Below are 20,618 nucleotides of genomic sequence, written 5' to 3'. Positions count from 1 at the left end.
TACCGCTCGACGAGGAACGGGGGTGGACCATGACACCACGCGAGGCCCGCGTGCTCGTGGTCGAGGACGACGATGACACCCGCGACGCCATCACGCTCGCGCTGCAGAGCGACGGATACCGCGTGCACGGCGAGCGGGAAGCCGTCGGCGCCAACCGCGCCGCCATGGCACTGCATCCGGACCTGGTCGTGATCGACGTCCGGCTCGGCGACGGTCCCGACGGCTTCGGGCTCGCACGCGCGTTGCGCACGACCACCGACACTCCGCTGCTGTTCCTGTCCGCGGCCGGATCCCTGGAGAACCGTCTCGCGGGCTTCAGCGTGGGTGGTGACGACTACCTGACCAAGCCCTTCGCCATGGAGGAGTTGCTCTCACGCGTTCGTGCGCTGCTGCGCCGCGCGGGCCGGCGGTCGGCGACCGTCTGGGAGATCGACGACCTCGTCGTGGACGAGGCCGGCCACCGCGTGTCCCGCGGGGGTGTCGAGATCGATCTCACCCCGACCGAGTTCGCCCTGCTGCTGGCGTTCTGCCGCCGTCCGGGCCGCGTCCTGTCCAAGGGGCAGCTGCTCAACGAGGTGTGGGGGGCCGACTGGTACTCGCCGAACGTCGTGGAGGTCCGGATCAGCGATCTGCGGCGCAAGTTGGAGGCGTTGGGGCCGCGCCTGATCCAGACGGTGCGGGGCGTCGGCTATGTCCTCCGCCCCTGACGCCGGGCCGGAACGGATCCAGCGCCACCTGTTGTTCCGGTTCTGGGTGCTCGCGTCGATCGCGATCGGCTCGCTGGCCGTCCTGGCGCTGGTGCCGTTCCTGAACGCCGGCGCCCTGCTGCGCAGCGACGCCTACGAGCAGGCCGAGGTGGTGTCCCGCCTCGCGGGCAGCTTCGTGCAGCAGGAGCTCGAGGGGCTCCGCGAACTGACCGCCAGCTACGGGCCGCGAGCCGTCGGGTCGCTCGCGACCGTCCGCGGGGTGGCCGACTTCGGCGCCCCGGCCGTCCAGGACATGCTGCGCGACCTGTACGGCGCCGCGCCGGGGCTCCGCAGCGTGACCCTGACCGACGCCCAGGGTCGCACCCGCGCGAGCGAGCCGCCGTCGACCGGACAGCTCGGCCACCAGCCGGAGGTCTGGGACTGGTACCGCGAGCAGGCACCCGCATTCCCCGACGGGGTGGTGAGCGGGCTGCTGCGCAACGACGACGCGGGGGTCGTCACCGCGGTCGTGCTGTTGCGCAACCGCAGCGAGGCGGGGGACGAGGCGGAGGTCGTCGGCGTCCTGGCCGCGCACTACGACGCCGGCAAGGCGCTGCAGCGGTTCGTGGACGACCTGCAACAGCGGGCGGGGGTCGCGATCACGGTGACCGACGACGCCGGCCGCGTCGTGGCGGCGCCGGAGGGCATGCCCCGCGCGCCCACCTCCCCGGCGGAGACGGGGCGCCGGGCCCGAGCCCACGCCATCGTGGCGCACGGTGACGTCGTCTCCGGCTACGTCCCGGTCGCCGACGTGGGCTGGAACGTCCGCGCCGACGTGTCGCTCCAGCCGGTGCTCGCGGCCCGCAACCGTCTCGGCAGCCTCGTGCTGGCCGCCTCCCTCGTCGTCGGTGGGCTCGTGATCGGCGGGCTGGCACGCCTGGCCGCGGCCCTACGCGACCAGGCGAGCGCCGAGGCCGACGTCCGGGCCCGGGAGCGGCGGCGTCGGGCGATCCTGGACACTGCCAGCGACGCCTTCCTGTCGGTCGACGACGACGGTCACGTGGTGGACTGGAACCGGCAGGCCGAGGCGGTCTTCGGCTGGCCTCGCGACGAGGCCATCGGCCGGCCGCTGGAGGTGCTGGTCACAGCACCCGAGCACCGGGCCGAACTGCGGGAGTTGCTGCGCAGCTACCTCGATGGTCGACGCGAACCCTGGACCGGCCAGCGCGAGTTCACGGCCGCCGACCGCTCCGGACGGACGTTCCCGGTCGACGTCGCGATCTGGCTGACGGCCGAGCCGGGTGAAGGCGGCGCGCGTCTGCACGCCTTCGTGCGCGACATCACCGAGCGCGTGCACGCGCAGGAGGAGCTGGCCGCCGCGCGTGACGAGGCGATGGAGGCGTCGCAGCTGAAGTCGCGGTTCCTGGCCAACATGAGCCACGAGATCCGGACCCCGCTCAGCGGGGTCATCGGCATGGCCCATCTGCTGCTGGACACGGACCTGTCGCCCGAACAGCGCGAGTACGGCGAGGCGATGGTGGACGCCGGTGAGCACCTGCTGTCGGTGATCGGGGACATCCTCGACCTCAGCAAGCTCGAAGCCGGCAAGCTGACCCTCGAGCCGACCGAGTTCGAACCGGCCGGGGTCGTGCGACGGGTGGCGCGGCTGCTCATGGTCCCGGCCCAGGCACGCGGTCTGCGACTGCGAGTCGTCGTCGGCGACGAGGTACCGCAGCGCGTGTACGGCGACATGAGTCGCCTGCAGCAGATCCTGGTGAACCTGTGCGGCAACGCGGTGAAGTTCACCGAACGCGGCAGCGTCACGCTGCACGTCGAGCGTCGCGACCCAGGTGACGAGCCCATGGCCCGCCTGCGCTTCAGCGTCACCGACACGGGCGTCGGGGTCTCGCAGCCCGACCTCGAGCGCCTGTTCCAGCCGTTCACGCAGGGCGACTCGCCGGCGGTGCGCGCCGGCGGCGGCACGGGGCTGGGCCTGTCGATCGTCCGCCACCTGGTCGCGATGTTCGGTGGCACGCTCGGCGCGGACAGCCGGCCCGGCCGCGGCAGCACGTTCTGGGTGGAGCTGCCTTTCGAGGTGCGCCAGGTACCGGCCGTGGCGCCCGCGTTCGACGGGAGCGGTGCGCCGCGGGACGACGGACGGGTGCGGCGCCGTGGGCGGGTACTGATCGTCGAGGACAATGCCCTCAACCAGCGCGTGGCGGACGCGATGGTCCGCAAGCTCGGTTATCGGACGGCCGTCGCCAGCGGCGGTCGCCAGGCCCTCGCCCTGCTCGAGCAGCGTGAGTTCGACGCCGTCCTCATGGACTGTCAGATGCCGGGCCTCGACGGCTACGAGACGACCCGGCGCCTGCGTCGCCGCGAACAGGGCCGTCGGACTCCGGTCATCGCGATGACCGCGAACGTCCTGCGCGGCGAGCGCCAGCGCTGCCTCGACGCCGGCATGGACGACTACGCCACCAAGCCGGTGCGCTCCGGCGACCTGCGCCGGCTGCTGCACCACTGGATCGACGGGGCGGACGAGCAGGAGCCCGAGGCGGCCGCACCCACGCCCGGCCCGCCCGAGACGCCCGGGTTCGACGACCGGCTGCTCGCCGAACTGCGCGGTGCCCTGGCCCCGTCCACGGTCCGCGACCTCGTCGGCCAGTTCCACACCACGTCCCGGCGACTGATCGACGAGTTGCGCGCCGCCGTGGCGGCGGGGGATCTTCCGACCGCGCAGCGGGCCGCTCACGAACTGAAGGGCATGGCGGCGAGCTTCGGCGCCACCGATCTCGCGGCGTGCTGCCAGCGCGTCGAGGACGAGGCTCGCGCCGGGCGGGTCGTGGCGTCCCGGGTCGACGACGTCGGCGCGGCCGCCGAACGGGCCCAGCGGTCGCTGGACGACCGGCTCGCCGGGGCCGCCCCGGCCTGATGCGCCGGCCGTCGGCGACGTCCGCGTCAACGGACCAGGCGGACCCGGGCGGCGACCTCGTCGATGCGGCAGCGGCCCATGTCGTCGCAGCTGAGCGCGGTCACGGTCACCGGCACCGGACCCTTCGTCGCCGCGCCGCGCGGGACGACCGGGACCGCCCACGAGGCCTGGCCCTCGCAGGCGGTCTCGCCGTAGCCGACGGCGGTCGGCGGCCTGCCCGCGTCGTCGTGCAGACGCACCTCCAGTTGGACCGACGACGCGCGGGCGCACGTCACCGAACCGCTCACCGTGGCGCGCACGCTGCCTCCTGCCCGCTGCATGGTCGGCTGCACCGTGAGCGCCAGGGAGGGCCCGCTTTCCACCTCCGAGGCGTTCAGGGTCAAGGTGCCGGCCGCGCGTCCACAGCAGGCCGCGGCCATCACGTCGTAGACCGCACCGGCGCGAACGTCGACCCGCACTGCGGCCTGCACGCCGCGGGTGTCGTCGGCGCAGGCGAGCAACTCGCCGTCGGCGCCGTAGACCGCCAGGGTGGTGTCGTAGTCGCTGCCGTAGGTGTCGATCGACAGGGTCGCGTTCCGCGTCGGCCGCAACCGGTACCAGACGCTGTGTCCGTTGCCCGAGCAGGACGGGTCGTCCGGTGCCGACGTCGCGCCACGGACGTCCTGTGTCGCCGTGAAGGGCAACTGGTCCACCGCGACCGGCTGCTCGCGCTGGTCGCCCGCCGGAGCCGGCGCCGCCGTCGCCGGCGCCACCGTGAGCAGCGCGAACCCGACGACCGCGCAGGCCAGGCGGGCGACGAACCCGCGGCGGTGGTGGCGGTGCCGGTTGCGCATGGTGCGAGCCTCGGGTCGACGAACCCTCCATCGCCATCGTCGTCGTGGTTCCGGGCGGGTGGCTGACCGGTCCCTGTCGACTTCCGGTGGGTACTTCCCAGCCGCGAACTTGGTCCGTACGTTCGTTCGCGGCCCGCACCGGGGCCGGCGCCCACGACCGAGTCGGAGCCGTGCCGTGACGAGCACCGACGCCGCCACCGAACGTCCTCTGCGGGTCCTGCTCGCCGACGACGCCCCGGACATCGTCACGATCCTGCGCGCGTGGCTGGAGGCGGACGACCGTTTCGAGGTCTGCGGGGAGGCGGACACCCTGGAGCGGGCCGTTCGCGACGCCGTCGACCGGGCCGCCGACGTGGTCGTCCTCGACTGGTCGATGCCGCCCGGCCGGGGCGACGTGACGGACGCGGCCGTCGCCGTGCGGCGTATCGTGGCCCAGCGCCCCGGTCGTCGGGTCGTGGTCCTGTCTGGCACGTCGGACCCGGCCGTCACGTCGGCGGCGCTGGACGCCGGCGCGACGCGTCACCTGCCGAAGGGCACGCCGCTGTCGAGCCTCACCCAGGCGCTGCTCGCACCCCCGGCGGCGACACCCCCCGCGAGGGTGCCGGAGGGTGGGGCCGCCGTGCCGAGGCACCTGGTGCCGGCGAAGGCGCCGTCGGGTGGGGTAGCGGGCACGTGGGACGCCGACGCGCTGCACGACGTGCGTACGCCCCTGACGGCCCTGCAGGGCTATGCCGCCGTGCTGCCGTCGGCCGCCGCGCGCGGCGACGAGGCCCTGCTCGCGCACGCCGCCGACGGTGTCCGGCGCAACGTGCTGCGACTGACCCTCCTCCTCGACGCCCTGGCGCTGGAGGCCGAGGTGATGACCGGGCGGCTGTCGGTCCGCCCGGAAGCGGTCGACGCCGCCCGGACGGTGCAGGAGGTGCTCACGCATCTCGAGCCACTGCTCGCCAGACACCGCGTGACGGCCGACGCGCCGCCGGGCGCGTTGGTCGAGGCGGACCCGGACCGCCTGCGGTCGCTGGTGACGCAGCTGCTGCTGCATGCCGTGCGGACCGGGCCGCCGGACTCGGCCGTCGCCCTCGAGCTCGGCCCCGGGGGTGCGGATGCCGTCGTGCTGCGCTGCACGGACCACGGACCCGGCCTCCCGCCCGAGCTGGTCACGCAGGCGCTGCAGCGGCGCAGCCGTCTGACCCGGAACCAGGGTGGACTGGGCCTCGAGCTCTTCCTCGCCGATGCACTGGCGCGGGCGCAGGGCGGCCGGCTGCAGGCGGTGCGCGAGGACGGCACGACGACGTGGGTCGTCGAGCTCCCCGCCGCACGGACGTGACCGTCAGCGTTTCGGCAGCGATCGCTCAGCCGCCCGTGGGTCGTGCGCGTCATGCTCGATGTGAGCCGTTCGAGGAGGCAGGATCGTGAGCCGCATCCGCGTCGTCTGTCGCCACTGCGGTCACGTCGTCGTCGCCGGTGACGCGATCGACCTCATCATCTGGGTCGACGAGCCGGAGCCGCAGCCGTCGTACTACTCGTTCCGGTGCTCGGCGTGCTCGCTGCGCACCGTCACGCAGCTCGACGAGCCGCAGCTGCAGCTGTTGCGGTCGCACGGGGCACGGCCGCGCCGCTACGGCACCGTCCGGGCCGAGCCGCCACCGCCGCCACCCAGGCCACGGCACCCGAGCTTCCCGCCGCTCACCCGCGACGACCTGCTGGACCTGCACCTGCTGCTGCAGCGGGCCGACTGGTGGGAGCGGTTCCTGGCGGCGGACGGTCGGCCGGCCCACGGTGCACCGGGCGGTCAACTCGGCTGAGGTCATCGCGCGGGTCCTCGGGCTGCGCCGCGGCGGCGGCGGCGCATCTCCACGAAGCTCACCACGTCGGCCAGCCAGTCCCGGTCGGTGCGCAGCTGTAGGTGCTCCGCGCGGCTCCTGCGGATCGTCGCGGCGATGTCCCGCCGCTGAGCCTCGGCGGCCTCGGCGTAGCGGGTGCGGAAGGCCGGGTTCGCGGTGTCGACCATCCGGGTCCGGCCCGTCTCCGGGTCCCGGAGCGGCACCACGCCCACGTCGGGCAGCGCCATCTCGCGCGGGTCGACGACCTCGACGGCGAGCGTGTCGTGCCGCAACCCCAGGCGGGCCAGCGCGCCGCCCCAGTCGGTGGGGGACAGGAAGTCGGAGATCACCACCACGAGTCCGCGGCGCCGGGCGATGCGTTCGACGTGTCGCAGGGCCGCCGCAAGGTCCGAGCCGCGCGCCTCGAACGGCGGGGCGGCCGTGTGACGCAGCAGTGCCTGCAGATGGCGTCGGCCTCGCCGGGCGGGCACCACCTCGAGGACGTCGCCGTGGAGGAGCACGGCACCGATCCGGCTCGCGCCGCCCTGCGTGAGGTAGCCGGCCACGCCGGCGGCGATGACGGCCAGCTCGTGCTTGGTGTGTTCGGCCGTGCCGAAGTCGAGGCTGGCGGACAGGTCGACCACCAGCCACGTCTCCAGTTCGCGGTCGGCGATCGGCATGCGGACGTGCGGCACGCCCGTCCGGGCGGTGACGCTCCAGTCCATGAGTCGCACGTCGTCACCCGGTTCGTACAGCCGGCTCTCGCCCGGCTCGGATCCGGGGCCGGGTCCGAAGCCGCGGTGGTCGCCGTGCAGGAAACCCTCCAGGCGGCGCGTGACCAGCAACTCAAGGCGCCGGAGGGCCGCTTCGGTGCGACTGGTGTGCGACGACGGGTCCGGCCGCCTGCGTCGCGGCCGGTTCACGACGCCGGCGACGGCGCGTCGCGCGTCGTCCCCTCCGGTGTCGCGGGTGGCTGGACCCCGTCGCCGCCCTCGCGCAACCCGTCGCCACCCCAGACCCCATCGGCGCCGAGCCGGCGCAGGGTGAGCAGGCCGGACACGGAGGACGTGCGGAAGTCGTAGAGCGACGCACCCACGGGGTCGAGTTCGGCCAGTGCGGACGCGAAGCGCGCGTAGTCCTCGTCGGACGCCTCGTCGGCGACCCCGCCGACCAGGTGGACCGGCACGCGGTCGTCGGTCAGGCGGGCACGGAGGCGGACGACGTTCTCCACGGTGTAGCGGTAGGCGTCGCGCCAGCCCGACGACTCGGTCCGTCCGGTCCAGTAGTTCATGACGAGCCATGCGCCGTAGTGCGGTGCGAGGTCCGCCCAGGGGAAGTCCGGCCACAACGCCGGGTTGACGTCCTCCAGCAGCACCGGGGCGGGGACGATGGCGCCGACGGGACGCCCGTCGGCCGCCTCGCCGAGCGCGGCGGACAGCGCGGTCAGGCGTTCGTTGCGTTCCTGCGCGTCGGGGACGGCCCGGACGTCCTCGATGTCGACGGCGACCCCGTCGAACTGATGGCCCTCGTACGAGAAGTCCAGGATGGCCTGCAGGCGACCCAGGTCGGCGTCAGGATCCGCGAACGTCGGCAGGTACCACCCCACCACGTTCAGCCCGGCCTCGTGCGCCGCGCGCAGAAAGGCGCCGACGAGTGCCGCGTCGACGACCCCGGGCGCCGATTGGTCCGCGGCCTGCAGGTAGACGGTGCTCACGCCGGCGGCCACCGCCGTCAGCAGGTCCTCGGGACGGATGGGCGGCCGCAGCCCCTCGGCCTGACGCGCTGGTACGTAGTCGTAGACGTCGATCCAGGTGCCGACGCCGCGGTAGACGTCCACACCGGTGTCCGGGCCGGTTCCCGGCAGCGGGGACGGTTCGTCCGCGGCGGGTGCCGTCACGATCCGGGTGACGCCGGTGGCGGCCAGGACCACCACCGTGATCGTCAGCAGCAACCCGGCGAGCAGCAGCAGGCGGGTGCGCAGGGGGCCTGGCGCGTGGTGGCGTCTGCTGAGATCGATCCCGTTCATGGGCGCGGCTGTGGCGAGGCGGTCGGCACCGGTGGCGTGCCGGCCTCCACGACCCGCTCGAGCCCGCTGCGGTCGAGGATGCGGATGCGCCCGTAGCCGGCGGCGATGAGCTGGCGCGCGGCGAGGTGCTTGAGCCCGCGGTTGACGCTGCTGCGGTGGACCCCGAGCAGTCCGCCCAGGGTGGTCTGGGTGAGCGCCACCTCGCCACCACGGCTCTCCTCGAGCAGGATCAGGGCGAGCCGGCCCTCCAGCGTCGCCGTCGAACGCTCGCCCAGGCGCGCGTCCGCCAGCGCGACCCGTTCGGCCAGGTCCAGCAGCCAGCGGAAACTGGCCGTGGTGTTCGTGCTGAGCAGGCGCACGAACGTGCCGACGTCCACCGACAGCAACCGGCTGGGGACGAGCGCGCGGATGTCGGAGGCCCGCTCGCCGCCGGTGAGCACCTCGATGTCGCCGAACGCTTCCCCGGGATGTACGAGGTCGAAGGTGACGCGCCGCGAGGCGACGTGCCGTGACAGCTCGAGGAGCCCGGCCGTGACGACGGACACCTCGGCCGGCCGCGTGCCCTCGCGGGCGATCAACGAGCCGGCCGCGATGGTGCGCTCCTGCGCCTGGCCGGTGGCCGACAGCAGCCCGGCCAGCGATCGCCGGGCCGGTGGCGGCTGTCCGTCCAGTCCGCGCCCGTTGCGGGCGACCGTCTTGACTCTCATCGCGGATCGCTCCCGGACCGGCCGCCACGCGGTTCGTGGGGCTCCACACCGCCGGCAATCGTCGCCCCAGGCACCGTTCACGCAGCGGTGTCCACGAGCGTGGCAGCCGAGCCTGACGGTCGGCTGACGAGACGCTGCAGCGCCCCCGCCGGGATGGTCGCGTCCGCGACGATGCCCGGAGATGGTCGCGCCCGCGACAGTTCGGGTGGCAGGTGGGAAGCGCCTTCGTAGCCTTGCCCAACGGTGTCGCGCCCTGCGGCGCTCCTGCCAGCGCGGACGCGAACCGGGGGGTTGGGGCTCGCGACCGTCCACGCCACTCGAGGTGACATGACCGACGCTCCTCCTCCTCCGCCCCTGCACGCCACGGACCCCGCCCGCTTCCGGGCCGGCGCCGACGCGATCGAGCACGCGCTGTTCGAGGTCAAACGGGTCATCGTCGGCCAGGAACGTGTCTTGGAGCGGGTGCTGGTGTGCCTGCTCGCCCGCGGACACGTCCTGCTCGAGGGGGTTCCCGGATTGGCGAAGACCCTGACGGTGGAGACGCTGGCCGAGGTGGTCGGCGGCACCTTCACCCGTATCCAGTTCACCCCGGACCTGGTGCCCTCCGACATCGTCGGGACCCGCATCTACCGCGCGAGTGCGGAGCGGTTCGACGTCGAACTCGGCCCGGTGTTCGCCAACTTCGTGCTCGCCGACGAGGTCAACCGCGCGCCCGCGAAGGTGCAGTCGGCGCTGCTCGAGGTCATGTCCGAGGCGCAGGTCAGCATCGGCAGCGAGACCCACCGCGTGCCGCGCCCGTTCCTGGTACTCGCGACGGAGAACCCGATCGAGTCCGAAGGCGTGTATCCGCTGCCGGAGGCGCAGCAGGACCGCTTCCTGATGAAGATCGTGATGGGCTACCCGGCACACGAGGAGGAGATCGAGGTCGTCCAGCGGATGACGGTCCGGCCGCCTCACGCCAGCGCGGTCCTCGACCCGCTGCAGCTGCAGGCGCTGCAAGAGCTGACCGACCAGGTCTACGTCGACCGCGCCGAGGTGGAGCACGCGGTGCGCCTCGTCGGCGCCACACGTGACCCGGCCGGTCACGGACTGACGGATCTGGTGCCGCTGCTGGCCCAGGGTGCCAGTCCCCGCGCGAGCATCGGGCTCGTGCGTGCGGCACGGGGACTGGCCCTGCTGCAGGGGCGCGGCTACGTGCTCGCGGAGGACATCCGCGCGTGCGCCCTGGAGATCCTGCGCCATCGCCTCGTGCTCTCCTACGAGGCGCTGGCGCAGGGGGTGACCACGGACGAGCTGATCGTCGAGGTCCTGCGGGCGGTCCGGCCGACCGAGCACGGCCGGCTCACCATGGTGGGCCGCCGCACGGCGACGCGGTGACGGGCCTGCTCGCCATGTCGTTGGTGTTCGGCGCACCGGGGTGGCTGGCCGCCCTCGCAGCGGTGGCCGGGCTGGGGCTGGCCTACGTGTGGGTACAGCGCCGCCGTGCCAAGTACGCCGTCCGGTTCACGAACCTCGACCTCGTCGACGTCGTCATGCCCGACCGCCCCGACTGGCGGCGCCACCTGCCGCCCGTCGTCGTGCTCGTCGCCTTGGTCGCGATGGTGGTCGCACTGGCGCAACCCATGCTGGCGGTGGAGCGCCCCCGCGAGCTCGCGACGATCGTGCTGGCCATCGACGTCTCTCCGTCGATGCAGGCGACCGACGTGCCGCCCTCACGCCTGGCGCAGGCCAGGGAAGCGGCCGACCGCTTCCTCGCCCTGCTGCCGGACACGTTCGACGTCGGCCTCGTGTCGTTCGCGGGCACCGCCGAGGTGCTCGTGCCGCCCACGCAGGAGCACACGGTGGTGCGCGCGTCGCTGGGCACGCTGGACTACCGCTCGGAGACGGCGATCGGGGAGGCCATCCACGCGTCGCTGGAGGCCGTGGAGGCCAGTGGCACGGCCGACGACGAGACCGTGCCCCGCCAGATCCTGCTGCTCTCCGACGGTGCGTCGACGGTCGGCCGCCCGGCGGAGGAGGCGATGCAGGTCGCGGGTGAGGCCGGGGTGCCGGTGTCGACGATCGCGTACGGCACGCCCGACGGGACGGTGGAACTCGGCGGCACGGTCGTGCCGGCGGCACCTGACGAGGACATCCTCCAGCAGATCGCCGAGGAGACCGGCGGCCGGTTCTACCGCGCGGCGACCGGTGAACAGCTCGAGGCCGCCTACGAGCACGTCACGGCGACGATCGGCACGGTGCCCGTGCGCGTGGACGTCACCCGGTGGGTGCTCGCGGCGGCCCTGGTGCTGGTGTTGGTCGGCGGGGCGCTGTCGGTGCGCTGGTTCGGTCGGCTGCCCTGAGCAGCGCCCCGCCGCGGGCAGGTCCTCAGCGCGGGATCACGAAGACCTGCCCGGGGAAGATGAGGTCCGGGTCCGGGATGCCGTTGGCGTCGACGATGGCCTGCACCGTCGTGCCGTAGCGTTGCGAGATGTTCCAGAGCGTGTCGCCACGCACGACCGTGTAGGAGGACGCGTCCGTGGACGAGCCGTCGCCGGATGACGAGGTGCCCGAAGCGTCGCTGTCGTTGCCGTCGCCGTTGCTGTCGTCGTCGTCGTTGCTGTCGTTGTCGTCGTTGTCGTCGTTGTCGTTGTCGCTGTCGTCGTCGTTGCTGTCGTCGTCGTTGCTGTCGCTGTCGTCGTCGCTGTCGTCGTCGTCACGGGTCGAGGACCGATCGCCCGACTCGCTCCGGCGACCGCTCTCGCTCGTGGTGGCCGTCGGGTTCGGCTGGCCGGAGTTGTCCTCGACGGCACCGGCCTCGACCAGGAACCCGTCGGCGGCGTCGACCACGTTGCGGTCGAAGCGGATCACGACCTCGTCGTCGTCGATCTCGATGAAGCTCCGTCCCTGGACGAGGTCACCTTCGACGGTGACCACCTGGAAGGCGGCCGGGTCCGGGCTGAGGTCGTCGTCGACGTCCTCGTCGAAGACGAACGTGACCTCGCCGGTGTCGTCGTCGGCACGGGCCCGTTCGAGGTCCGGTCCCGTCGTCGGGCCGCTCGACCGGTTCGACTTCGAGCCGATCCGTTCTCCGCCGATCGTGTTGCCGCTGTCGGACCCGCTGGCGTCGCGCACCGCGTCGACGTCGACGGCGGCCCACACCAGGTCCTCGTCGAAGTCCTCGATGTCGGAGAACACGATCCGCACGGTCCGCGAGCTGACGCGTGACCAGTCCTCCCCGGTGAAGACGTCACCGGCGTCGGTGTACACCTCGAACCGGTCGGGTTCGATCTCGTCGACGTCCTCCGTGAACCGGTAGTCGAACTGTGTCCGACCGATGCTGTTGACGTCGCTCAACTCGGGAAGTGCCGTGTCGCCGCCGGTGCTGCCGGGTAGCGAGTCGTTGCCGGCCTGGTCGGTGACGGCGCCGCCCTCGGCGTAGAAGCGCTCGCCGTCCTGGACCGCGTCGTCGAACTCGATGACGATCTCGTCGTCGTCGAAGCCGACCACGTCGCTGCCCGTCGTCGTACGGCCGGAGCGGGTACGGAAGCCGAACGCGCTCGCGTCCGCCGAACCGTCCTCGTCATCGAGATCCTCGTCGAAGCGGTAACGCACCCGGTCGAGCGTCTCGTCGGTGTCGACGTCCTCGAGCTCCGGACCGGCAGAGGTGCGGTCACGCCCGCTGGCGCCGGCGAGTTCCACCGTGTCCGGCGGGTTGCCGTCACCACCGGCGTCCCGGACCGTGTCCGTGTCGATGCCCGCGAGTGACAACTGGTCGAGATTCGTGTCCTCGGGGAACTCGACGAGCACCTGGTCGTCCTCGTCGCGCACCAGTCGGGCGGACTCGGACGCGACCTCTTCGTCGGACGTCGAACCACGCACGTAGAAGCCGCTCTCGTCATTGATCTCGACGACGCGGTCCTCGAACTCGTAGACGACGAACTCCTCTTCGTCGTCCTCCAGATCCTCCGACTCGATCTCGGCGCGGCTCAGCCGCAGGTCGAGGGTCAGTCCCGTCGTGCGCCCGTCCTCCTCGCGCGCGCCACCGTCGCGCTCGTCCTCGGTCTCCGGTTCGGTCGTCTCCGGTTCGCCGCCCTGGCCGCCCTCCTGCAGCGGTGCTTCGTCGGAGGGCTGGTCGGCGCCGGTCTCGCCACCGGTCTCGCCGCCGGTCTGGTCGCCGCCGGTCCCGTTGCCGCCGGTCTGTCCGCCGGTGCCCGCACCCGTGTCCCCGTCGGTCTCCTGGGCGAGGCCGGTCGCGGGAAGCGTGCTGGCGACGGCTAGGGCCAGCACGGCGAGCAGCGCCGCGACACGTGACGGTCGCCGGCGGGTTGTGCGTCGTTCGTTGCTGGGCATTGGTGAGCGCTCCTCGATCCCGCGCGCGCCGCACGGTGCGGCGCGCCCTACCCCGGAGGAAACGCCCGATGCGGTGCGGCTCCGGCCCGATGGTCGCAAGGGCCACAGGACGGTCAGGTGCGGCACGGGCCAGGGCCCCGACGCGTGGTCGGGGCCCTGGGGTGCGGGTGTGACGGATGGCGTCGCTAGCGCAGGCCACCCGGGTTGTCGTTGCCCTGGTAGTCGGTCACGGCGCCGGGCTCGACGACGAAGCCGTCCGCCGCCTCGACGATGTTCGGGTCGAAGGCGATCACGACCGTGTCGTCGTCCTCGCCGATCTCGATCATGTGACGGCCCTCGACGAGGTCGCCCTCCTCGGTCAGCGCCATGAACAGCGCCGGGTCCGGGTCGTTGGCGTCGTCGATCGGCTCGTCCCACTCGAAGGTCACCTCACCGGTGTCCGCGTCCACGACGGTGCCCACGAGGTCCGGGCCGTCGGTCAGGCCGGCCGCGTCGCTCAGCGAACCACCGTCGATCCGGCCCGCGGAGAGGGTGTTGGTCACGCCGGCGTTGCTGAAGTCCTCGACCGCACCCTCGTCGACGGAGCCGAGCGAGATCTGGTCGTTGAAGTCACGGGTGTCCGGGAAGTTCAGGCGCACCGTGCTCTTGTCGACCCGCGTCCAGTCCTCCGCGGCGTACTCGTCGCCGGTGGCGTCGTAGACCTTGAAGGCGGCGGGGTCGACGTTGGTCACGGCTTCGTTGAAGGAGAAGTCGTACTGCGTGAGGTCACCGACGCGGGCGATCGTGGTGAGCTCCGGTGCGGTGGTCTGACCACCGACCGAACCCGGCAGGCTCTCGACGCCCTGCTCGTCGCTCGCCGCACCAGGCGAGACGAAGAACCGCACGGCGTCCTGGACCGAGCTGTCGAAGTCCACGGAGACGTTCGCGTCGTCGATGTCGACGACCTCGGCGCCCTCCTCGACACGGCCCGACAGGGTCCGGTAGCCGAAGGAGGCGGCGTCGGCCGACGCCTCGTCGTCGATGTCGGTGTCGAAGGTGTACTGCACCCGGTCGAGGGTGTCGTTGACCGTGACGCTGACCAGGTTCGGTCCGGTGGTCGGGTCGTTCTCGTCCACTTCGGCGCCCGACAGGGCGACGGTCGTCGGCGGGTTGCCCTCGTCGGACTCGTCACGCACGACGTCGGTCTCGACGGACGCGATGCGGTACTCCTCGAGGTTCGTGCCGTCTTCGAAGCCGACCAGCACCTGGTTGTTCTTGTCGCGGACCAGGCGAGCGCTCACGGAGGACAGTTCACCGTCGGAGCTGCGGCCGCGAATGGTGAAGCCACTCTCGTCCTCGATGCTGTTGACGTTGTCCTCGAACGCGAACAGGACGTACTCCTCGTCGGAGGCGTCGAGGTCGAGCGACTCGATGGCGGCCCGCTTCAGCCGCAGGTCCAGGGTCAGCCCGGTGGTGCGACCCGCTTCGCCGCCCTCCTCGCCGGCTTCGGGCTCTTCGCCCTCCTCGGCCTGACCACCCTCGGTGAGTTCGTCATCGGGCTGCGCACCGGTGTCGGCGCCGGTGTCGGCGCCGGTCTCGGCACCAGTGTCGGCGCCGGTCTCGGCGCCGGTGTCAGCACCCGTGTCGGCGCCGGTCTCGGCACCCGTGTCAGCACCCGTGTCGGCGCCGGTGTCGGCACCCGTGTCGGCGCCGGTCTGCCCGCCGGTGTCGCCACCGGTGGCACCGGTCGTCTGTGCGTTGGCGTTCGGCGTCGGCCGGATCGACGCCGCGAGGAACCCCGTCGCGACGGCGATCAGCAACGCCAGGAGAATTGCCATGGTGCGGTACCAGCGTTCGGCCGCACCTTCGGTTCGTCCGCTCATCGTGGTCTGCTCCTGTCCAGGCCCGCCCACCGGGCCGGTGCGACGACGCTACGAAGCGCCCACGACCCGGATCCGGCGACTGTGGAGGGCACTACACGTGCCCAGGGACGCCGAAGATCCCGCCCAGCCCGCCGACAGAGCGCCGTCAGCCGCCGGTCAGGAACGCGTGCCGGTGACGCCGGCAGACGGCGGTGGCGTGCCCTGCCGGCCGGCGGTGACGGCTCACGATCGGGGCGCGTACGGGTCCGGGCCAAGCTCGACGAGGAACCGCCGGCAGCTGCGTGCGGGTCCGAGCCGACGGCGGCGGCGGCTGGGGTTGCCGGCGGTGACCGTTCGGCAGACGCCGTGCGTCCGGGTCCGGCGCAGGGGCGGCGAGGAACCGCCGGCGAAGGAGTTCAGAGCTTGCGCAGGTGGACCCGCTGCACGGCGTGGTCGGCGGCCTTCTGCAGCACCAGGTCGGCCCGGGAACGGGTCGGCAGGACGTTCTCGCGCAGGTTGACGCCGTTGATGCGGGCCCAGATGTCGCGGGCGGTGGCGTCGGCCTCGTCGTCGCTGAGGGCCGCGTAGCGGCGGAAGTACGAGCGGGGGTCCCGGAACGCGGTCGAGCGCAGGGTCCGGAACCGTTCGACGTACCAGCGTTCGACGTCGGCCTCGTCGGCGTCGACGTAGATGGAGAAGTCGAAGAAGTCCGACACGAAGACCCGCCGCTCGTCGGTCGCCGTGCCGGTCTGCAGCACGTTCAGACCCTCGACGATCAGGATGTCGGGCTGGCGGACGACGATGTGCTGGCCGGGAACGATGTCGTAGGTGAGGTGGCTGTAGACGGGCGCCGCCACCGCCGGCTGCCCGGACTTCACCCGCGCGACGAACCGGACCAGGCTCGCGACGTCGTAGGACTCCGGGAAGCCCTTGCGCTCCATCAGCCCCCGCCGTTCGAGTTCGGCGTTGGGCAGCAGGAACCCGTCGGTGGTCACGAGGGCCACTTCGGGGTGGTCGGGCCAGCGCGACAGCAGCGCCTGCAGGATGCGCGAGGTGGTGGACTTGCCGACGGCCACCGATCCCGCGATCCCGATCACGAAGGGCACCTTGGCGGCCAGCGAGCCGAGGAAGGTGTCCGTCGCCCGGTGCAACTCCTGCGTCGCGGCGACGTAGAGGTTGAGCAGGCGCGACAGCGGCAGGTAGACGTCCGCGACCTCGTCCAGGGACACCCGCTCGTTGATGCCGCGGAGCTGGACCAGGTCCTGTTCCGACAGCGTCAGCGGCGTGGCCGACCGCAGTGCCGCCCAGTCGGGCCGGGCCAGTTCGATCCACGGGGTCGCGGCGGCGTCCGGCACCATGGCGAGGCTGGGCCCGCTCCCGGTGACGGGAGCCTGGCCGAGGCGCGGCTGGCGGGTGCGTTCGGGCACGGGTGGTGTCCCTGCTCACGGGCGGCGACCGACCAGCGTAGTGCTCGGTGGGCGGTCGTCAGGAAGTGGCATCCGAGCAGGACGGCCGCCGATGCGCGACACTGTCGGGACGCGGACCGAGCAGTGTCGCCTTCCCCGGCGTCCGGGTCCGCCGTTGTCGACGACGAAGGACTCGTGCGCCGGTGAGCACCGACGGGGCCGTCCGATCACTGCTGTGGCACCGCGTCGCCGCGGTGCTGCTCACCGTGGTCGCGGTCCCCATGGTCGTGGCCGTCGGCGCGGTGGCCGACGAGCAGCCGGTCCGCGAGGGCGAGCCGGCACCGCGCACGGTGTTCGCCGACGAGCGCGTGCGGATCGTGGACGAGCAGGCCACCGAGCAGGCCCGGGCGACCGCGGCGCAGTCCGTCGATCCGGTCGAGGTCAACGATCCCGCGTCGCAGGCGGCCATCGTGGCGGACACCCGACGGATCTTCGCCGCGGTGCGCGACGTCCGCGACCCCGTGGACGACGCGGAGGACGACGACGTCCCCCCACGCACGCTGTCGCGGGAGCAGCAGTTGGGCGAGCTGCAGGGCCTGGAGCTGGAGGTGCCCGAGGAGGTCCTGACCGCACTGCTCGACGTGCCGGAGACGCAGCTGCCGTCGATCGAGTCGGCGACCGTCGCCATCGCGCAGAACTTCGCCCGACAGCCCGTCGCGGACCAGGAGGAGATCGAGCAGCTGCTGGCCGACCGCCTGCCTGTGGAGATCGCCGTCCAGTCCCTGCCGGGGGAGACCGCGCAGACCATCGTCGAACCGGTCATCCGCACCGTCATGCGCCCGACCGTGGTGGTCGACCCCGACGCGACGACGGCACGACGCGAGCGCGCCGCGGAGGAGACCGACGAGGTCGCGCGGTCCTGGAGCGCCGGTCAGGCGATCGTCCGCGAGGGCGAGATCGTGGACGCGATGCAGGCGCGCGCCATCGAGCAACTCGGCCTGGCGGGATCGTCGCCGGCCCGGGCGCTGCTGCGCGCCTTCGCCGCGATGGCGATGGTCACGGCCGTGGCGGCGGTCTACCTGCACCGCATGCAGCCGCGCGTGTGGGTGTCCGGCAAGAAGCTGCTGCTGCTCGGCCTGCTGGTGACGGCGTACGCGGCGTTGGTCGTCGGGGCCTCCGCCCTCACCGGCGCGACCTCCAGCGGCTGGTCGTACGTGGTGCCGGCCGGGGCGCTGGCGATGCTGACGGCGCTGCTGATCCATCCGGTGGTCGGCATCGCGACGATGCTGCCCGCGTCCGTGCTGGTCCTGCTGGTCGAGCCGTCCGTGGCACCGGTCGCGCTGTTCGCGGCGGCCGCGGTGCTGGTCAGCGTCCCGCTGACGACGCGGATCACCTCGCGGTCCGACCTGCGCTCGGCGACGCTCCGGGCCGGGTTGAGCTACCCGGTGCTGGCGGCGGTCCTGGTGCTCGTCTTCGGCCCCCGCGACGAACTGCTCACCGCGATCCTCGCGGGGGCGATCAACGGCCTGGTCACCGCGGTCGCCGTCCAAGGCGCCATGCCGTTCCTGGAGAACCTGTTCCGCCTGCCGACCGTCACCGGGCTGCTGGACCTCGCCGACCGCAACCATCCGCTGCTGCGCGAGCTGGAGGCCAAGGCCCTCGGTTCGTACAACCACTCGGTCATGGTGGCGTCGCTGTGCGAGCGGGCCTGCCGCGCCATCGGCGCCCAGCCGTTGCTGGGCAGCGTCGCCGCGCTCTACCACGACATCGGCAAGGTCCGCCAGCCCCACTTCTTCATCGAGAACCAGCAGGGCATCGCCAACCCGCACGACGACCTCGAGCCCGAGGTGTCCGCCGTGATCATCCAGAACCACGTCGTCGACGGCGTGGAGATGGCGACCGAGTACCGCCTGCCGCCGGAGGTGGTGGCCTGCATCGGCAGCCACCACGGCACGATGCTGGTCAGCTACTTCTTCGACCGGGCGGTCGAGGCGGCCGGCGGCGACGCCAGCGCCGTGGACGAGGACCACTTCCGTTACAAGGGCCACAAGCCGCGCAGCAAGGAGGCCGCGGTCCTGCTGCTCGCCGACTGCTGCGAGGCGGCGACCCGCGCGATGGCGATGTCACGCGGCACGCTCCCGCGCGACGAGATCGAGTCCACCGTCGACAAGCTGCTCCAGGAGCGCATCGACGACGGTCAGTTCGAGGAGTGCGACCTCACGTTCCGCGAGCTCATGACGGCACGCGACACGATCGTCGAGTCGCTGGTGGGCATCTACCACCCGCGCATCGCCTACCCGGGCAAGCAGGCCACGGGCACCGGCGAACCGGCGAGGGCCGCAACGGCCGTGCCCGAGGAGGACCAACCGGTGGCGCCCGTCCCGGCCGGCGAGCCCAGCGAGGACCGCGCCGCGGAGCCGGCGGCGGAGGCGGGTGACGAGGCGAGCCCCGAGCCGACGCCGGCCGCGGAGGCGAGCGCCGACGGCGACGGCAGCCGGCTAGAGCGGGTCCTGCCCGAGCGCGAAACCCGCATCGAGCACACGCGGTGAGTAGCTGCGGAACGCGATGACGGTCTCCGAGTTCGCGACGCCGTGGATCTTGCCGATCCGGCCGGTCACGACGTCCGCGAGGTCCTCGTTGCGGGCGACCTTGACCTTCACGATCAGGTCGTAGCGACCGGTGACGGAGTAGACCTCGACGACACCCTCGACGTCGCACAGCGCCTCGGCGACCTCGGGTACCTGGTCGGTCTGGACGTCGAGCAGGACGAATGCGGTGATCACGCGAGCTCCTGACGGGTGCGGACCGTGGTCACGCTAGCGTCCCCGGGCATGGGATCGGTCGAGCGCAGCGACTTCGGCGCCGCCGTCGTCGCGGTCGTGGCGGGTCTGCCGCCCGGCGAGGTCGTGACCTACGGCGAGGTGGCCGCCGAGGCGGGACGGCCCGGGGCCGCCCGGGCCGTCGGCCGGGTGCTGCGGGACGCCGAGGTGCCGCTGCCGTGGTGGCGGGTCGTGACCGCCACGGGGCGCCTCGTGCCCGGTCTCGAAGAGGAGCACGCGCGTCGCCTCGCCGCGGAGGGCGTGGCGACGCGGGACGGACGGGTGGTCGGGTCGCGGGGCTCGGCACGGCGCTCCACGCCGCCGGGGCCGGCCACCGGCGTCCGTCCGCAGGGCGGCGGCGCGGCGGCGGGGCAGCGGTAGCGTTCGTCTGGTCGGGAGGATGACCATGGGTAGCGGACTCGACGTCTCGGCGACCCTGGGTGGCGCCGCCGTTGCGGCGCGCCCCCGGCCGGGCGTGCTCCACCACGTCGAGCTCTACGTCTCCGACCTCGAACGCAGCGTCGCCTTCTGGGGCTGGCTGCTGCTCGAGCTCGGCTACGAGGTGTTCCAGGAGTGGGACGAGGGCGTGTCCTTCCGCCTCGAGGGCACCTACCTCGTGTTCACCCAGGCGCCGCGCGCCGAGCGGGGGCTCGACCGGCGCGGCGTGGGGCTCAACCACCTCGCCTTCCACGTCGCCGACACCGCGGCGGTCGACCGGCTCACCACGGCGATGCGCGAGCGCGGGGTCCGGGTGCTGTATCCGGACCGGCATCCGTACGCCGGCGGTCGGGATCACTATGCGCTGTTCTGCGAGGATCCCGACGGCCTCAAGGTCGAGTTGGTCGCCGCGGACCACTCGGCCATCGGCACGCGCTGACGGTGTGCCCCCCGAGGCAGTGCAGGCGTTCAGCGCGCAGAACGGCTCGCAGAGCGACCACATCGCCTGGTTCTGCGCACGCAGCGCACGTATCGGGTAGCGAAGGACGCTAACGGCCGATATTGGACGTTGACTCCTCCGAAGGTGCCCTCGGACCGGGACAGATGCGTCCGGAGGGACACCATCGCCCCGCCCCCCTCGCGCTCACCCGTCCCAGCGTCGGCACCGCGGCGTCCGCGGCTCCGAACCAGACGTGCGAGGGTGGGACGAACGCCAGCGACGCCCACGACCGTACCCGTCGGACGCGCCCGACGCCCGGCCGTCGTCGTCTCCCCA

General features: G+C 72.7%; 17 protein-coding genes. 9 read left to right on the top strand and 8 right to left on the bottom strand.

What is annotated here, in order from left to right; genetic code table 11:
* Positions 1-29 precede the first annotated feature (29 nt).
* Positions 30-707: a response regulator transcription factor gene (locus ACERM0_RS10340; protein WP_373678514.1), complete on the top strand. Its 678-nt coding sequence runs from the start codon at positions 30-32 to the stop codon at positions 705-707.
* A complete protein-coding gene (locus ACERM0_RS10335; protein WP_373678513.1) occupies positions 691-3,618 on the top strand; it encodes an ATP-binding protein in 2,928 nt (975 codons plus the stop codon). The genes ACERM0_RS10340 and ACERM0_RS10335 overlap by 17 nt, the downstream gene beginning before the upstream one ends.
* 26 nt (positions 3,619-3,644) lie before the next feature.
* On the opposite strand, the gene ACERM0_RS10330 is transcribed toward ACERM0_RS10335, so the two are convergent.
* Positions 3,645-4,451 carry a hypothetical protein gene (locus ACERM0_RS10330; RefSeq protein ID WP_373678512.1) on the bottom strand — a complete coding sequence of 269 codons (807 nt, stop codon included), beginning with the start codon at positions 4,449-4,451 and terminating at the stop codon, positions 3,645-3,647.
* 175 nt (positions 4,452-4,626) lie between these two features.
* Here ACERM0_RS10330 and ACERM0_RS10325 point away from each other — a divergent pair, with 175 nt between their 5' ends.
* Entirely contained in the window at positions 4,627-5,778 is a 1,152-nt protein-coding gene (locus ACERM0_RS10325; RefSeq protein ID WP_373678511.1) for a response regulator, read from the top strand.
* An 85-nt stretch (positions 5,779-5,863) separates the two neighbouring features.
* The gene (locus ACERM0_RS10320) at positions 5,864-6,256 is read left to right on the top strand and encodes a hypothetical protein (RefSeq protein WP_373678510.1); all 393 of its coding nucleotides are present in this window, start codon (positions 5,864-5,866) and stop codon (positions 6,254-6,256) included.
* Between the two features lie 2 nt (positions 6,257-6,258).
* Here ACERM0_RS10320 and ACERM0_RS10315 read toward each other — a convergent pair whose 3' ends face one another.
* Genes ACERM0_RS10315 through ACERM0_RS10305 form a run of 3 tightly spaced genes read right to left on the bottom strand, consistent with a single transcriptional unit; the run spans position 6,259 to position 9,007 of the window.
* A complete protein-coding gene (locus ACERM0_RS10315) occupies positions 6,259-7,197 on the bottom strand; it encodes a DUF58 domain-containing protein (protein ID WP_373678509.1) in 939 nt (312 codons plus the stop codon).
* Positions 7,194-8,300, bottom strand: a complete 1,107-nt coding sequence (locus ACERM0_RS10310) for a hypothetical protein (RefSeq protein WP_373678508.1) — start codon at positions 8,298-8,300, stop codon at positions 7,194-7,196. Before ACERM0_RS10310 ends, ACERM0_RS10315 begins: the two co-directional genes overlap by 4 nt.
* Positions 8,297-9,007 (bottom strand): Crp/Fnr family transcriptional regulator, encoded by a 711-nt coding sequence (locus ACERM0_RS10305; protein ID WP_373678507.1) that lies wholly within the window; start codon positions 9,005-9,007, stop codon positions 8,297-8,299. Before ACERM0_RS10305 ends, ACERM0_RS10310 begins: the two co-directional genes overlap by 4 nt.
* A gap of 327 nt (positions 9,008-9,334) precedes the next feature.
* Here ACERM0_RS10305 and ACERM0_RS10300 point away from each other — a divergent pair, with 327 nt between their 5' ends.
* Both ACERM0_RS10300 and ACERM0_RS10295 read left to right on the top strand, forming a co-directional pair.
* The gene (locus ACERM0_RS10300; RefSeq protein ID WP_373678506.1) at positions 9,335-10,384 is read left to right on the top strand and encodes an AAA family ATPase; all 1,050 of its coding nucleotides are present in this window, start codon (positions 9,335-9,337) and stop codon (positions 10,382-10,384) included.
* Positions 10,381-11,349 (top strand): VWA domain-containing protein, encoded by a 969-nt coding sequence (locus ACERM0_RS10295; RefSeq protein WP_373678505.1) that lies wholly within the window; start codon positions 10,381-10,383, stop codon positions 11,347-11,349. The genes ACERM0_RS10300 and ACERM0_RS10295 overlap by 4 nt, the downstream gene beginning before the upstream one ends.
* Positions 11,350-11,374: 25 nt before the next feature.
* Here the strand turns inward: ACERM0_RS10295 and ACERM0_RS10290 are convergent, their stop codons facing one another.
* From ACERM0_RS10290 to coaA, 3 genes are all read right to left on the bottom strand, one after another.
* The gene (locus tag ACERM0_RS10290; protein ID WP_373678504.1) at positions 11,375-13,339 is read right to left on the bottom strand and encodes a LysM domain-containing protein; all 1,965 of its coding nucleotides are present in this window, start codon (positions 13,337-13,339) and stop codon (positions 11,375-11,377) included.
* Positions 13,340-13,524: 185 nt separating this feature from the next.
* Positions 13,525-15,201: a hypothetical protein gene (locus ACERM0_RS10285; RefSeq protein ID WP_373678503.1), complete on the bottom strand. Its 1,677-nt coding sequence runs from the start codon at positions 15,199-15,201 to the stop codon at positions 13,525-13,527.
* Positions 15,202-15,596: 395 nt separating this feature from the next.
* Entirely contained in the window at positions 15,597-16,538 is a 942-nt protein-coding gene (gene coaA / locus ACERM0_RS10280) for a type I pantothenate kinase (protein ID WP_373678872.1), read from the bottom strand.
* Positions 16,539-16,789: 251 nt separating this feature from the next.
* Between coaA and ACERM0_RS10275 the strand changes: the two genes are divergently transcribed.
* A complete protein-coding gene (locus ACERM0_RS10275; protein WP_373678502.1) occupies positions 16,790-19,135 on the top strand; it encodes an HD family phosphohydrolase in 2,346 nt (781 codons plus the stop codon).
* On the opposite strand, the gene ACERM0_RS10270 is transcribed toward ACERM0_RS10275, so the two are convergent.
* Entirely contained in the window at positions 19,085-19,369 is a 285-nt protein-coding gene (locus ACERM0_RS10270; RefSeq protein WP_373678501.1) for an Lrp/AsnC family transcriptional regulator, read from the bottom strand. The genes ACERM0_RS10275 and ACERM0_RS10270 overlap by 51 nt on opposite strands.
* 48 nt (positions 19,370-19,417) lie before the next feature.
* Between ACERM0_RS10270 and ACERM0_RS10265 the strand changes: the two genes are divergently transcribed.
* Both ACERM0_RS10265 and ACERM0_RS10260 read left to right on the top strand, forming a co-directional pair.
* Complete coding sequence (locus ACERM0_RS10265; protein ID WP_373678500.1) at positions 19,418-19,786, top strand: MGMT family protein; 369 nt, start codon at positions 19,418-19,420, stop codon at positions 19,784-19,786.
* Positions 19,787-19,880: 94 nt separating this feature from the next.
* Positions 19,881-20,282 carry a VOC family protein gene (locus tag ACERM0_RS10260; protein WP_373678871.1) on the top strand — a complete coding sequence of 134 codons (402 nt, stop codon included), beginning with the start codon at positions 19,881-19,883 and terminating at the stop codon, positions 20,280-20,282.
* Positions 20,283-20,618: the final 336 nt, after the last annotated feature.

The sequence above is a fragment of the Egicoccus sp. AB-alg2 genome, assembly GCF_041821065.1.
GTDB lineage: Bacteria > Actinomycetota > Nitriliruptoria > Nitriliruptorales > Nitriliruptoraceae > Egicoccus.
This window is presented reverse-complemented; position numbering and strand designations above follow the sequence as displayed.